This is a genomic window from Bradyrhizobium sp. AUGA SZCCT0176, from assembly GCF_018130145.1.
GTDB lineage: Bacteria > Pseudomonadota > Alphaproteobacteria > Rhizobiales > Xanthobacteraceae > Bradyrhizobium.
This window is the reverse complement of the sequence record NZ_JAFCMB010000002.1, coordinates 549,438-563,304: the sequence shown is the minus strand read 5'-3', so window position 1 is coordinate 563,304 and position 13,867 is coordinate 549,438. Positions and strand designations below refer to the sequence as shown.

Annotated in this window: 12 protein-coding genes; 9 read left to right on the top strand and 3 right to left on the bottom strand. The window is 63.4% G+C overall.

Annotated elements, in window-relative coordinates; genetic code table 11:
* Positions 1–72 precede the first annotated feature (72 nt).
* Entirely contained in the window at positions 73–2,301 is a 2,229-nt protein-coding gene (locus JQ600_RS07680; RefSeq protein ID WP_212391758.1) for a CHASE2 domain-containing protein, read from the top strand.
* Positions 2,302–2,434: 133 nt separating this feature from the next.
* On the opposite strand, the gene JQ600_RS07675 is transcribed toward JQ600_RS07680, so the two are convergent.
* Positions 2,435–4,042 (bottom strand): ABC transporter substrate-binding protein, encoded by a 1,608-nt coding sequence (locus JQ600_RS07675; RefSeq protein ID WP_212391756.1) that lies wholly within the window; start codon positions 4,040–4,042, stop codon positions 2,435–2,437.
* 257 nt (positions 4,043–4,299) lie between these two features.
* Between JQ600_RS07675 and JQ600_RS07670 the strand changes: the two genes are divergently transcribed.
* The 7 genes from JQ600_RS07670 (at position 4,300) to JQ600_RS07640 (ending at position 11,724) form a co-directional block, all read left to right on the top strand.
* Positions 4,300–5,910 (top strand): ABC transporter substrate-binding protein, encoded by a 1,611-nt coding sequence (locus JQ600_RS07670; protein WP_249135755.1) that lies wholly within the window; start codon positions 4,300–4,302, stop codon positions 5,908–5,910.
* Between the two features lie 202 nt (positions 5,911–6,112).
* Positions 6,113–7,066 (top strand): ABC transporter permease, encoded by a 954-nt coding sequence (locus JQ600_RS07665; protein WP_192737023.1) that lies wholly within the window; start codon positions 6,113–6,115, stop codon positions 7,064–7,066.
* A 93-nt stretch (positions 7,067–7,159) separates the two neighbouring features.
* Complete coding sequence (locus tag JQ600_RS07660; protein WP_212391750.1) at positions 7,160–8,047, top strand: ABC transporter permease; 888 nt, start codon at positions 7,160–7,162, stop codon at positions 8,045–8,047.
* A 4-nt stretch (positions 8,048–8,051) separates the two neighbouring features.
* On the top strand, positions 8,052–9,125 hold the full coding sequence (locus tag JQ600_RS07655; protein WP_212267994.1) for an ABC transporter ATP-binding protein: 1,074 nt from the start codon (positions 8,052–8,054) through the stop codon (positions 9,123–9,125).
* 15 nt (positions 9,126–9,140) lie between these two features.
* Positions 9,141–9,338, top strand: coding sequence for a hypothetical protein (locus JQ600_RS07650; protein ID WP_212267996.1), 198 nt, complete (start codon positions 9,141–9,143; stop codon positions 9,336–9,338).
* Positions 9,335–10,747: an amidase gene (locus tag JQ600_RS07645; protein WP_212391748.1), complete on the top strand. Its 1,413-nt coding sequence runs from the start codon at positions 9,335–9,337 to the stop codon at positions 10,745–10,747. Before JQ600_RS07650 ends, JQ600_RS07645 begins: the two co-directional genes overlap by 4 nt.
* Complete coding sequence (locus JQ600_RS07640; RefSeq protein ID WP_212391746.1) at positions 10,744–11,724, top strand: ABC transporter ATP-binding protein; 981 nt, start codon at positions 10,744–10,746, stop codon at positions 11,722–11,724. Before JQ600_RS07645 ends, JQ600_RS07640 begins: the two co-directional genes overlap by 4 nt.
* A gap of 187 nt (positions 11,725–11,911) precedes the next feature.
* On the opposite strand, the gene JQ600_RS07635 is transcribed toward JQ600_RS07640, so the two are convergent.
* Positions 11,912–12,085 (bottom strand): hypothetical protein, encoded by a 174-nt coding sequence (locus JQ600_RS07635; protein ID WP_192737029.1) that lies wholly within the window; start codon positions 12,083–12,085, stop codon positions 11,912–11,914.
* 202 nt (positions 12,086–12,287) lie between these two features.
* Here JQ600_RS07635 and JQ600_RS07630 point away from each other — a divergent pair, with 202 nt between their 5' ends.
* Positions 12,288–12,551, top strand: a complete 264-nt coding sequence (locus tag JQ600_RS07630) for a GlsB/YeaQ/YmgE family stress response membrane protein (protein ID WP_212268002.1) — start codon at positions 12,288–12,290, stop codon at positions 12,549–12,551.
* A gap of 9 nt (positions 12,552–12,560) precedes the next feature.
* On the opposite strand, the gene JQ600_RS07625 is transcribed toward JQ600_RS07630, so the two are convergent.
* Positions 12,561–13,517: an AraC family transcriptional regulator gene (locus tag JQ600_RS07625; protein ID WP_212391744.1), complete on the bottom strand. Its 957-nt coding sequence runs from the start codon at positions 13,515–13,517 to the stop codon at positions 12,561–12,563.
* Positions 13,518–13,867 lie beyond the last annotated feature (350 nt).

The window sequence follows — 13,867 nt, the reverse complement described above, 5'->3', positions numbered from 1 at the left end:
GGGGTCCCATAATGCCGCGGCGCGGGTCGCAACCTGTTGGAACAATCTGCCTGCCCGTGATACCGAAGCAGCATGAAGCGGCTGAGAGTATTTTGGCGGTGGTTCAAGCGGCGCTTTGGCTATGCCCGGCTGGCGTGCGTGGCGCTGCTGATCGGGTTTGCCGCGCTGCGCGTGTGGGACCCTGCTCCGGTCGAAGAGATCCGCGTTCGAACCTTCGACGCCTTCCAGCGCGTCGACCCGCGGAAGAAGACCGCACGTCCGGTCACGATCGTCGATATCGACGACAAAAGCCTGGAAAAGCTTGGACAATGGCCGTGGCCGCGGACGCGGCTTGCGGATCTGGTAACGGAGCTGACCAATCTCGGCGCCGTCGTGATTGCCTTCGACGTGGTGTTTTCGGAGCCCGACCGGCTCAACCCGGAATTCGTCGCCGATACTTACCGTAATCTCGATGAGGAAACCCGCAGCCGGTTGCGTTCGCTGCCGAGCAACGACCAGGTTTTCGCCGATGCCATCCGCGCCTCGCGCGTGGTGCTGGGTGAATCGGGTTTGCCGGAAGAACTGGGTGTGCTCGACAAGACGCTTCCGGTGACCGGGCTTGCGATGCTCGGCGAGGAGCCGCAGCGCTTCATGTTCGAATTCCCCGGCCTGCTGCGCAACACCAAGGTGCTGGAGCATGCCGCTGCCGGACGCGGGCTGTTCACCATCAAGCCCGAACGCGACGGTATCGTGCGGCGGGTGCCGATGATCATGCAGGCGCAGGGCCAGACCATGCCCTCGCTGAGCTTCGAGATGCTGCGGGTCGCCACCGGTTCGGGCACGATCCTGATCAAGGCCGAAAAGGCCGGCATCAAGAGCCTCGGCATCAAGGGCTTTCAGCTGCCGACCGACGGCAATGGCCAGCTTTGGGTCCATTACGCCCGGCACGATGCGTCGCTCTATGTTCCGGCGATCAACGTGCTGGAAAAGACCGTTGCGCCCGAGAAGATCGCCGGCAAACTGGTATTGATCGGCACCTCGGCCGTCGGTCTCAACGATATCAAGACCACGCCGGTGTCGCGCGCCATGCCCGGCGTGGAAATCCACGCCCAGGTGCTCGAGAGCGCGCTGACCGGGGAGGTGATCTCGCAGCCGATCTTCGGTATCTCGATCGAATTCGCCACCGCGGTCTTGTTCGGATTATTGGTGATCGCGTTCGCGCCCTTGTTCGGACCGGTCACGCTGGTCGCCCTCGGTGCGGCGTTTGCCACCGCGCTGATCGGAACGTCCTGGTATTTCTATTCGCAGCACCGGCTGCTGATCGATTTCACCTATCCGTTGATATCGACGACGTCGATCTATCTCACGCTGATCTTCTCGAGTTTCGTCCGGGAGCAGAAGCAGCGCAAACAGATCCGTAACGCGTTCTCCCAGTATATGTCGCCCGCGCTGGTCGCCCAGCTGGCGCAGTCGCCGGAAAAGCTCGTGCTCGGCGGCGAGGAACGCGAGATGACCATCATGTTCTCCGACATGCGTGGCTTCACCTCGATCTCGGAGACCTACAAGCGGGACCCACAGGGCCTCACTGCGCTGATGAACCGCTTCCTGACGCCGCTGACCAACGCCATCCTTCACCGCAAGGGCACCATCGACAAATATATGGGCGACGCCATCATGGCGTTCTGGAATGCGCCGCTCGACGACAAGGATCACCAGCTCAACGCCTGCGAGGCGGCGCTCGATATGCTGGAGCGTGTCGACGAACTCAATCAGGAACGAATGGAGGAAGCCGAGGAAGAGGGCCGCCCGTTCATTCCGCTCAATGTCGGCGTCGGCCTCAATACCGGAACCTGCGTAGTCGGCAACATGGGATCCGACATGCGGTTCGACTATTCGGTGTTCGGCGACAGCGTCAATCTGGCCTCACGGCTGGAGGGCCAATCCAAGGAATACGGCTTCCCGATCATCGTCGGTTCGAAAACCGCGCTGGCGGTCAAGGACAAGTTCGCGATCCTCGAACTCGACTTCATCATGGTGAAGGGCAAGAAGGAGCCAGAGGTGATCTACGCCATCGCCGGACGGGAGGACACCGCGCAGTCCGGCCGTTTCCAGCGCTTGCGCAACCTGACCATCGAGATGCTGGCCTGCTATCGCGGCCGCGACTGGCAAGGCGCGCTGGCGGCGATCGAACGCGGCCGCCACACCGACGAGGTGCGTTCGCTCGAGTTGTTGTTCAACCTCTACGAGGCGCGAATCCGCAACTTCCTGGAGGCCCCGCCGCCGGAAGACTGGAACGGCGCATTCGCGTTGTTGACGAAGTAGCTTTTGTCGTCCCGGCCTTGAGCCGGGACCCATACCGCGTGATTTCTCGATGAGGCGGAGTGGGAGAGACCTTTCACCGACAACTGCACCCTGTGGTTATGGGTCCCGGCTCAAGGCCGGGACGACAGGAAATCTACTCCAGCCCGATCGTCGTCAGATCCTGAAACCAGTGCTGCGCCTGCACGAATTTCTTCACCTTCGGCGACAGCGCATGCGGGTTGGTGTCGTGCACCACCCACACCAGCACGGCGTCGTCGACGATCTGGGCGTGGGCCTGCGCCAGCAATTCGTCCTGCTTGGTGGCATCGAAGGTCTGCTTGGCCTCGTCGATCAGCGCGTCGACCTTTGGTGACTTGTAGCCGCCCCAGTTGACGCCGACAGGCGCGATCTGGCCGGAGTGGAAGAAGCGCACGATGGCGTAGAGCGGATCCGAGGTGACATAAGCGATGTTGTTGGAGGTGATGCCGGCGTTCATCTCGTCGGCCGCGCCCTTGCGCCAGGCCGTATACAATGTCTCGAGCTCGACCACCTTGAAGTCGATCTCGATGCCGATTTCCTTGAAGCTCTGCTGCAGGAATTCGTTCATCGGCAGCGACAGCATCTGTCCGGTGCCGCCCTGCGCGATGATGAAGGTGGCCTTCAGCGGCTTCTGCCTGGAGTAGCCGGCTTCCTCGACCAGTTTCTTGGCCGCCGCCACATCATGTTTAAGCTCGAAGCTGGGCTTGCCAAACCAGGGGCTCGACGGATCGACCTGACCCTTGGCGGGCTTTGCCAGGCCGTTCATCAGACCGACGACCCCTTCACGGTCAATCGCAAGGTTGAGCGCCTTGCGCAGGCGGATGTCGGTCCATGGCGAGCCCGGCAGCACGCTGAGATGATAATTCCAGACATGCGGCGTGATGTTGTCGACGATGCGCATCCCTGCGGATTTCAGCTGCGGCACCGCATCGGGGGCCGGCGTTTCGATCAGATCGACCTGGCCGGCGAGCAGCGCATTGGTGCGCGTCAGCGCTTCCGGCATCGGAATCAGGACGATCTTGTCGGCCTTCGGAATCCGCTTCTTGTTCCAGTAATCCGCGTTCTTGGTGAGTTCGGCGAGTTCGCGCGGCACCAGCTTTGTCAGTTTGAACGGCCCGGTGCCGGAAGGTTGGCTGGCGAATTTGTCCCAGTCCTTGCCGAGCTTTTCATATTGCGCGGGGCTCGAGACCAGGAACCAGAGCATCTGGTAGGGGAAGAACGAATCCACCGCCTTGGTGGTGATCTCGATGGTTTCGTCGTCGATCTTGGCGTAGCTGGCGACCGAGGGCAGGCGGGTCTTCACCTGCGCGCTCTGGCGCTTGTCGAATTGCGGCGCCTTCTCGTTCAGCACCTTGTCGAGATTCCAGATCACCGCGTCGGCGTTGAGCGTGCTGCCGTCATGGAATTTGACGTCCTTGCGCAGACTGAAACGCCATTTGGTCTTGTCCTTGTCGTCGACCTTCCATTCAGTCGCGAGCCCCGGCACCAGCTTGCCGGGCCGGTCAGCCACGTCCATTTCCCAGGCTACCAGCGGATCGTAGATCGTGTAGGCGCTGAACTGATAGGCACCGGCGCCGCGGTCCGGCTGACCCGTGGTCAGGGGAATATCGGCCATCGAAATTCCGTAGCGCACCACGGATTCGGCCCGCACCGGCGTGGCCGGCAGGGCGCCGATGGCGAACGCCATAGCGGCGACGAGTAGCATCGAATTGCGGGTGCGCATGAACTAAACTCCGTTGGCAGTATGCTGAATACCTAATGCCAACTTGCAAGCTTGATGCCAGAATAGGCATCACTGGCTTTTCTTCGTGCGGAGCGGGAAGAAACCATATGTCACATGGCTATTTCGCGAAGAACTATCTCTTTTGGCACGGGCGTTGCATAACTTTGCATAAGAAATAGTCACCTGAAGTAGAGAAGGGATTGCTGCATATGCGTAACGAGAAATCAAAGAAGACCGCGACGGCGGTCGCGCTGGCGATGGCAATGGCGGCGGGGTTGCCGCTGGCCGCCAGCGCCGAAACCGTGCTGCGCATCGGCATGACGGCTGCCGATATTCCGCGCACGTTGGGTCAGCCGGACCAGGGCTTTGAGGGCAACCGTTTCACCGGCCTCACGATGTATGACGCGCTGACCATGTGGGACCTCTCCTCGGCCAGCAAGGCGAGCGTGATGATCCCGGGGCTTTCGACCGAATGGAAGGTCGATGATGCCGACAAGAAGAAGTGGACCTTCAAGCTGCGTCCCGGCGTCACCTTCCACGACGGCTCGCCGTTCAACGCCGACGCCGTGGTGTGGAATGTCGAGAAGGTGCTGAAGCAGGATGCGCCGCAGTTCGACGCCAGCCAGGTCGGCGTCACCGCTTCGCGCATGCCGACGCTGGCCTCCGCGAAGAAAATCGACGATCTGACGGTGGAATTGACCACCAAGGAGCCGGACAGCTTCCTGCCGATCAACCTGACCAATCTGTTCATGGCGAGCCCCTCGAAATGGCAAAAACTGTTCGAGTCGGCTGAGGGCGCGGATGCCAAGGCGAAATCGCAGGCCGCCTGGGCGGCGTTCGCCCGCGAGGCTTCGGGCACCGGCCCGTGGAAGATGTCGAAGTTCACGCCGCGCGAGCGGCTCGAACTCGTCAAGAACGAGGGCTATTGGGACAAGGCGCGCGTGCCCAAGGTCGACAAGATGGTGCTGCTGCCGATGCCGGAAGCCAATGCCCGCACCGCGGCGTTGCTCTCCGGTCAGGTCGACTGGGTCGAGGCGCCCGCGCCCGATGCGGTCAAGGAAATCAAGGCACGCGGCTTCTCCCTGCAGGCCAACGAATCGCCGCATGTCTGGCCGTGGCAGTTCTCGCGCATTGAAGGCTCGCCCTGGAACGACATTCGCGTTCGCAAGGCCGCCAACCTCTGCATCGATCGCGAGGGTCTCAAGGAGGGGCTGCTCGCCGGCCTGATGGTGCCGGCGACCGGCACGTTCGAGGCTGGTCATCCCTGGCGCGGCAAGCCGACCTTCGAGATCAAGTATGACCTGAAGGCGGCGCAAAAGCTGATGCAGGAAGCCGGTTACGGTCCGTCGAAGAAGCTGACGGTCAAGACCCAGACCTCGGCGTCCGGTTCGGGCCAGATGCAACCGCTGCCGATGAACGAATATCTGCAGCAGGCGCTGGCTGAATGTTACTTCGACGTCCAGCTCGACGTGATCGAATGGAACACGCTGTTCACCAACTGGCGCCGCGGTGCCAAGGACGCGTCCGCCAATAACGCCAACGCCACCAACGTGACCTATGCGGCGATGGATCCGTTCTTCGCGCTGGTGCGCTTCCTGCAGTCGTCGATGGCACCTCCGGTGTCGAACAATTGGGGCTACATCAACAATCCCAAATTCGATGAGCTGGTGACCAAGGCACGCCAGACCTTCGATCCCGCGGCGCGCGATGCGGCGCTGGCCGAACTGCATGCGGCCTCGGTCGACGATGCCGCCTTCCTCTATGTCGCCCATGACGTGTCTCCGCGCGCCATGAGCCCGAAGGTGAAAGGCTTCGTGCAGCCGAAGAGCTGGTTCGTCGACTTCTCGCCGGTGACGATCGCGCCGTAAGGCGTGATACTCCAACTTCGCGTGTGCTTCCCTCTCCCCTTGTGGGAGAGGGTGACTTCGCGAAGCGAAGACGGGTGAGGGGTTCTCTCCGCGGATACCCCTCTCTCATTCGCAATGACCGCTTCTGCGGATTGAACCCCTCATCCGGCGCGCTGCGCGCGCCACCTTCTCCCACAAGGTGAGAAGGAAGAAAGAATGTCTCGTGCTCGTCTATATCGCCCGCCGTATCGTCTATGTGATCCCGATCGTGGCCAGCGTGGCGTTGGTGTGCTTCCTGCTGGTCCACATCACGCCGGGCGATCCCCTGGTGGCGGTGCTGCCGGCGGACGCCAGCCAGGAACTCGCGGCGCAATTGCGCACTGCCTATGGCTTCGACCGCCCGCTGCCGGTCCAGTTCGGGCTCTGGCTGTGGCGTGCGCTGCACGGTGATCTCGGCAATTCGATTGCGACGGGCCGTCCGGTGCTGTCGGAGGTGCTGCGCGCGGTCGGCAATACCGTGACGCTGGCGATTGCGGCCGCGTCGATCGGCTTCACGCTGGGTTTGTTTTTCGGCCTGATTGCCGGCTATTTCCGCGATACCTGGATCGACAAGGTCGCGACCTCGATCGCGATCGCCGGCGTCTCCGTGCCGCATTACTGGCTCGGCATGGTGCTGGTCATCATTTTCTCGGTGCAGCTCAACTGGCTGCCCGCGGTCGGCGCCGGTCCCGGCGGCTCGGGCGCCTGGGGCTGGGATTGGGAGCACATGAAATATCTGATCCTGCCCGCGATCACGACATCCGTCATTCCAATGGGCATCGTCACCCGAACGGTGCGGGCCCTGACCGGCGACATCCTGAGCCAGGATTTCGTCGAGGCGCTGCGCGCAAAAGGCCTGCGCGAGACCGATGTGTTCCGCCATGTCATCAAGAACGCCGCGCCGACCGCGCTCGCGGTGATGGGCCTTCAGCTCGGCTATATGCTCGGCGGCTCGATCCTGATCGAAACCGTGTTCTCATGGCCGGGCTCGGGGCTGCTGCTGAATTCGGCGATCTTCCAGCGCGACCTGCCGCTGCTGCAGGGCACGATCCTGGTGCTGGCGCTGTTCTTCGTGGCCCTCAACCTCCTGGTCGATATCGCGCAAGCGTCGATCGATCCGCGCATCAAGCGGAGCTGACATGGTCCGGAAAAGTGGGAACCGGTTTTCGCTCGCGACAAACGCGGAACGCGTTTGCGTGGAGATCATGCTCAAACAAAAAGAGCGTAGCGCATGAGCGCGATCACAGATACCGCCCTGCAGGCGGCACCGGCCACCCAGGCGCGGGGCTATTGGGCCACCGTCGGCCGCCGCATCCGGCGCGACAAGGTCAGTATGGTCTGCGCCTTCATTCTGGTGCTGATCTTCCTGTCCGCGCTGCTGGCGCCGTGGCTCGGTTTGGCCGATCCCTATCAGGGCTCGATGATCCGCAGACTCCGCCATATCGGCACGCCGAACTATCCGCTCGGCACCGATGAGCTCGGCCGCGACATGCTGGCGCGGCTGGTCTATGGCGGCCGACTGTCGCTGCTCATCGGCATTCTGCCCGTGATCCTCGCCTTCATGATTGGCACATCGCTTGGTCTTGTCGCCGGTTACGTCGGTGGCAAGCTCAACACCGCGATCATGCGCACCGTGGACGTGTTCTATGCATTCCCGTCGGTGCTGCTGGCGATTGCGATTTCGGGCGCGCTCGGCGCCGGCATCGTCAACTCCATCGTCTCGCTGACCATCGTGTTCGTGCCGCAGATCACCCGCGTCGCCGAGAGCGTCACGACCGGCGTGCGCAACATGGATTTTGTCGAGGCAGCGCGCGCTTCCGGCGCCGGGCCCTTCATCATCATGCGCGTGCACATGCTCGGCAACGTGCTGGGCCCGATCTTCGTCTACGCCACTGGCTTGATCTCGGTCTCGATGATCCTCGCCGCCGGCCTTTCGTTCCTCGGTCTGGGTACAAAACCGCCGGAGCCGGAATGGGGGTTGATGCTCAACACGCTGCGCACCGCGATCTATGTCAATCCGTGGGTCGCGGCGTTGCCCGGCGCCATGATCTTTGCGGTGTCGATCTGTTTCAATCTGCTCAGCGACGGTATGCGCAGCGCCATGGACATCAGGAACTGACGCGATGAACGAGAGCAGCCCGTCGGTCGAACTGCTGGAAAAGATCGAGGATGTCGGCGGCGCCGCGCAGCCGCTGTTGCAGGTCAACGGCCTGACCAAGCATTTCCCGGTGCGCGGTGATCTGTTCAGCGCGCGCAAGACCGTCCGCGCGGTCGACGACGTCTCGTTTTCGATCGCCAAGGGTGAAACCGTCGGGATCGTAGGCGAATCCGGCTGCGGCAAGTCGACCACCGCGCGGCTTCTGATGCATCTGATGAAGTCAGACGCCGGCGATATCATCTATGACGGCATGCAGGTCGGCCGCGCACTCTCATTACGTGAGCTGCGCCGCGGCATGCAGATGGTGTTTCAGGACAGCTACGCCTCGCTCAACCCGCGCCTCACCATCGAGGATTCGATCGCGTTCGGCCCGAAGGTACACGGCATGGCGGATGCCGCCGCGCGGACGCTGGCGCGCGAACTGCTCGGCAAGGTGGGCTTGCGGCCCGAGACCTTCGCCAACCGCTATCCGCACGAGATATCCGGCGGCCAGCGCCAGCGCGTCAACATCGCGCGCGCGCTGGCGCTGTCGCCGCGGCTGGTGATCCTCGACGAGGCGGTATCGGCGCTCGACAAATCGGTTGAAGCCCAGGTGCTCAATCTGCTGGCCGATCTAAAGCGCGAGTTCGGGCTCACCTACCTCTTCATCAGCCACGATCTCAACGTGGTGCGCTACATCAGTGATCGCGTGCTGGTGATGTATCTCGGCGAGGTCGTCGAGCTCGGTCCGGTCGACAAGGTCTGGGACGAGCCGGCGCATCCCTATACGCGGGCGCTGCTGGCGGCGATGCCGTCGGCGGATCCTGACAACCGCACCCAGACGCCGCCGATCACGGGCGATCCGCCCAATCCGATCGATCCGCCGCCGGGCTGCCGGTTTCACACCCGTTGTCCATATGCGGAGCCGCTCTGCTCAAATGCGACGCCAAAACTCAGCGACCTCGATACACTGGGTCACCAGGCGGCGTGTTACATGGCCATTCCGGGATCAGGGCACAGCCGCGCACCGGCCAAAGAAACGACCAAGAAAAACGCATAAGGGAGCAAATCCGCAATGACAAAACCCAGTCCAAAAGAGGTCAAGGTCATGACCGATGTCGCGGGCGTGCCGGTGACCGCCGAAGTCGCCGAGCGGATCGCCAATTCGATCGGGCCGGCGTTCGAAGGCTTCGCGCCGGTCGCCGGCACCCTGCCGTTCGACCTGGAGCCCGCGAGCTTTCTTCTGGCGCAGAACCCCGGGGTGTCGAAATGAGCACCGAAGCGGCCCTGATGTCGCTGGTGTCGGTCGCCAAGGCGATCGCCAGCAAGGAAGTTTCATCGCGCGAGGTGACAAAATCCTGTCTCGACCGCATCGCGCAATGGCAGCCGCGCCTCAACGCCTTCATGGCGATCGAGGCGGAGGAGGCGTTGGCGGCGGCCGCCGCCGCCGATGCTGATCTCGCCAAGGGCAAGAATAAGGGCGTGCTGCATGGCGTGCCGCTGGCACACAAGGACATGTATTACGAGGCCGGCAAGGTCGTTACCTGCGGCTCGAAGATCCGCCGCGACTTCGTCGCCACCACGAATTCGACCGCGCTGCAGCGCCTGAAGGACGCCGGTACCATCAGGCTCGGCTCGCTGCAGATGGTCGAGTTCGCCTACGGGCCGACCGGCCACAACCCGCATTACGGCGCAGTGCGCAATCCCTGGAACGTCGATCACATTACCGGCGGCTCGTCGTCCGGCTCGGGATCGGCGGTCGCGGCCCGGCTGACCTTTGCGGCGCTGGGCTCGGACACCGGCGGCTCGATCCGGATGCCCGCGCATTTCTGCGGCGTCACCGGGTTGAAGACGACGGTCGGCCGCGTCAGCCGCGCCGGCGCGATGCCGCTGTCGCAATCGCTCGATACCGTCGGCCCGCTGGCGCAGAGCGTGGAAGATTGCGCGCTGCTGCTCGGATTGATGGCGGGCGCGGATCCCGATGATCTCACCGCATCCACGCTGCCGGTGCCGGACTATATGGCGGCCACCAAGGGCTCGCTCAAAGGCCTCAGGATCGGCGTGCCGACCGCGTTCTATATCGACGATCTCGATGCCGAAGTGGCGCGCGTTCTCGATGAGACCATCGCGACGCTGAAGAAAGAGGGCGCCGAAATCGTCTCGGTCGAATTGCCCGACCAGCGCCAGCTCACGGCCGCCTGCCAATTGGTGCTCGCGACCGAAGCCGCCGCGTTCCACAAAAGATGGATGATCGAACGGCCGCAGGATTACGGCGCGCAGGTCCTGATGCGGCTGCAGAACGGCCTTGCGATCCCGGCGGTGTCCTACCTCGAAGCGATGCGCTGGCGGGGTCCGGCGCTGGCGGCGTATCTCGCGGCGGTCACCGGCACCGATGCGGTGATTGCGCCGGTCGCGCCGATGCCGGCGGCAACCATCGCCGAGAGCGATGTCGGCAACAGCCGCGACGCCGAGGCCGTGATCCAGCGGATCACGAAATTTACCCGCCCGGTCAATTACCTAGGCCTGCCGTCGCTTTCGATTCCCTCGGGCTTCACCAAAAGCGGTTTGCCGGTCGGCCTGCAATTGATCGGCCGCTCCTTTGACGAGGCGATGCTGCTGCGGATCGGCGCCGCGTTCCAGCGCGCCACGGACTATCATAAACAGGTACCCAAACCGGCATGACCAACCTCGTCGAAATCCGCGATCTCAGCATCCGCTTCACCGGCGAGCGCACCGTGCACGCCGTCAACGACATCTCGCTCTCGCTCGGCGAGGGCGAGGTGCTCGGCCTCCTCGGTGAATCCGGTTCGGGCAAGAGCGTGACGTTGCGCGCGCTGATGCGGCTATTGCCGAAGAAGCGGACGCAGATTTCGGGCAGCGTGAATGTTCTCGGCCGCGACGTGCTGGCGTTGAACGACGACGAATTGTCGGCGTTTCGCGGCCAGACCGTCTCCATGATCTTCCAGGAGCCGGCGCTGGCGCTCGACCCCGTCTACACCATCGGCCGGCAGATTTCCGAATCGGTGATGCGCCATGAAGGCAAGAGCGAGAAGGAGGCCACCGCGCGGGCGCTGGAAATGCTGGAAGTGGTGCGGATTCCCTCCGCCAAGCGCCGCCTCGATGCCTATCCGCATGAAATGAGCGGCGGCATGCGGCAGCGCGCGATGATCGCCCTCGCACTGGCCTGCAAGCCGAAGATCCTGTTGGCCGACGAGCCGACCACGGCGCTCGATGCCACCGTGCAGATCCAGATCCTGCTCTTGCTGCGTGAGTTGCAGCGCGAGTTCGGCATGTCGGTGATCTTCGTGACCCACGATATCGGCGTCGCCATCGAAATCTGCGACCGCGTCGCTGTCATGTATGCCGGCCAGATCGTCGAGCAGGGCAAGCTGCGCGACATCGTCCGGACGCCGATACATCCCTATGCGCGCGGGCTCCTGGCATCGACCACCCACGGCGCCAAACGCGGCCAGCGGCTGGAGACCATCCCGGGCACGCCGCCGTCGCTCGACAAGGCGCCGGTGAACTGCTCGTTCGCGCCGCGCTGCAGCGTGGCGCAGCCGCGCTGCACCGAGCAACTGCCGCCGAATGTGCAGGTTGCGCCGGATCGAATCGCGCGCTGCGTTCTGGCCGAACCGACCGCAGCCACCGCGATCTGATTCATCAAGAATTAAGGTCATCGCCTGCATTCCCCGGATGCTGAGCAGCGCGCCGCACTTCGCGGCGTGGTGCGCGGCTGTTCCGGGGTCCAGATGTTGGCACGCAGTAGGTCCCCCGATGCGCAGTTGCGCATCTGAGCTCTGCGGAGCAGCGTTTGCACGCTGCGCCGCGTCCGGGACACGAGACTTAGCCACCCAATCCCGGATCCGCCCATTGTTCGATCTGGGCGGGCCCCACGATCTGCTTGGGCTGGTGCGGATTGAGCGTGCCTGCGCTCGCAGACCAGCCCTTCGCCAGAATCTGCATCGCGAACAGTTTGGCGTCGACTTCCGATTTAAATTTGCGGGTCGAACGGACCATGCTCGTCGCACTCTCGTCGGTCCGCTCCGGCCCAAAACTTACATACCAAATATCAGGTTGCGTCATTGCCGGATAACGCGGACTGCGATTGACAGTTCCACCACAGGCGGCGTGGCGGGCAGATTCAGGTCGTCACATCGGGGAATTGCCGGTAGTCTAAAACCGCGGGGCGGATGACGCGCGCGAAGCGGGGGATTTTCAGGTGCACGTATCCAACCAGGGCATTTTGGTCATCCTGTTTATCGGGCTCGTCGCCGGCTGGCTGGCCGGCAAGATCGTGCGCGGCACCGGTTTTGGCCTGATCGGCGACATCCTCGTCGGCATCGCCGGCGCGCTGGTTGCAAACCTTCTTTTGCCCAAGCTCGGCATTCACATCGGCACCGGCGTGATCAGGGAGATCATCAATGCCGTGATCGGCGCCGTCATATTGCTGCTGGTGGTGCGGCTGGTTCGCGGCCGGAGGTAGGGCAGCAAATCAGCCGAGACGCAAATCCTTGCGCAGGTCACCCGGCGCCATCCCATAGGTTTGACGGAAGGTGCGGTAGAACGTGGCGAGACTGTCGAAGCCGCTGGCAGAGGCGATTTCCGCCACCGGCCGAAGCGGCATGGATTCCATCTGGCGCCGGGCTTCGGCGAGGCGCATCGCGAGCACCGTCCGCGCGAACGACTGCCCGGTCGGCTCGAACAGCAGATGAAGCTGCCTCACCGAGATATTCAATGCTCGCGCCACCCGCGTCGGCGACAGATCCGGCTCCAGCAGATGGCTTCTCAGCAACGCCAGCGCCATCTGCAGATAGCCGTGCCGCACCGCGTTGCGGCTTTCCGACGTGCCTGGCGTCACCCGGCCGCGCGCCAGCAGCGCCAGTTGCGCGATATGGCGAATGGTGGCGTCGGCGTGGGCCGCCTCTATTCGCTGCTCGACGATCGCCGCAAAAATGGCTTCGATCAGTCGCGCGACCGGCGTCTCCGGCAATAACGGCTCGCAGAGCAAATTCTCCGCGCCGGCCGCGAGCCGTGCATTGCCGGTGACCGGAATTTTCAGCGCGCGGAAATGGAAGCCGTCGGAACGGATTGGGGTCCCGGCAAAGGGCACGTCGGAATGGGCGATGGTCATCGTGCCGTCGGCGATCATATGGACACGCTCCTCGCCGGCGCGAAGCATGCCGGGGCCGCGTACCTGCTGGAAAATGTTGAGGCTGTCGCCGGACATGCGCTTGATGTCAGCCCATGTGCGGCTGACCCTGTAGGAAGAGGCCTGCAGTTCAGCGACGGTCGCGCCACCCGTTTCGTAGGCGGAGAACCGCCCGTGGAAATCCGGCCGCCGCTCGCGAGACACCTCGATGGTGACGCCGAACAGTCCCTTGGCGCGCACTTCGCACCAGTGATCGAAGCGTTCGTCCGGCCGCAAGCCATCGGTATCAAAACTGATCATGTGGCCGCGAGAACTCCGTCGGTACCTGCACGGCGGGTGCAGCCAGGGCGCGGAACCTACCACGGTCCGTAAGGCCGTGCGCGCTCATTCGCGGGTCCGGGCGCCGCGCCGAAACCCGCTGGCGGCCGGCAGGCGGCCTTAAGGACCGGGAGTGGGTGTTCGACCTGCACGGCGAAATTGGACGGGCTCGATATCAGTGATTCCAGCGCCTTTTGCGACGGCCGAACCGGCAAAGCCCCGCGCCGGACCCGCCTAACCCGCTCTGCAGGCTCATTTCCCGGTGTTTCGGCCAGACACGTCCTGCCGCCGGCGGGGGCATGAACCGCATCAGGTTAACGTGACTTAAATAG

Coding starts and splice junctions, on each gene's coding strand:
- JQ600_RS07680 (WP_212391758.1), top strand. CDS start 73: ATGAAGCGGCTGAGAGTATTTTGGCGGTGGTTCAAGCGGCGCTTTGGC.
- JQ600_RS07675 (WP_212391756.1), bottom strand. CDS start 4,042: ATGCGCACCCGCAATTCGATGCTACTCGTCGCCGCTATGGCGTTCGCC.
- JQ600_RS07670 (WP_249135755.1), top strand. CDS start 4,300: ATGGCAATGGCGGCGGGGTTGCCGCTGGCCGCCAGCGCCGAAACCGTG.
- JQ600_RS07660 (WP_212391750.1), top strand. CDS start 7,160: ATGAGCGCGATCACAGATACCGCCCTGCAGGCGGCACCGGCCACCCAG.
- JQ600_RS07655 (WP_212267994.1), top strand. CDS start 8,052: ATGAACGAGAGCAGCCCGTCGGTCGAACTGCTGGAAAAGATCGAGGAT.
- JQ600_RS07650 (WP_212267996.1), top strand. CDS start 9,141: ATGACAAAACCCAGTCCAAAAGAGGTCAAGGTCATGACCGATGTCGCG.
- JQ600_RS07645 (WP_212391748.1), top strand. CDS start 9,335: ATGAGCACCGAAGCGGCCCTGATGTCGCTGGTGTCGGTCGCCAAGGCG.
- JQ600_RS07640 (WP_212391746.1), top strand. CDS start 10,744: ATGACCAACCTCGTCGAAATCCGCGATCTCAGCATCCGCTTCACCGGC.
- JQ600_RS07635 (WP_192737029.1), bottom strand. CDS start 12,085: ATGGTCCGTTCGACCCGCAAATTTAAATCGGAAGTCGACGCCAAACTG.
- JQ600_RS07625 (WP_212391744.1), bottom strand. CDS start 13,517: ATGATCAGTTTTGATACCGATGGCTTGCGGCCGGACGAACGCTTCGAT.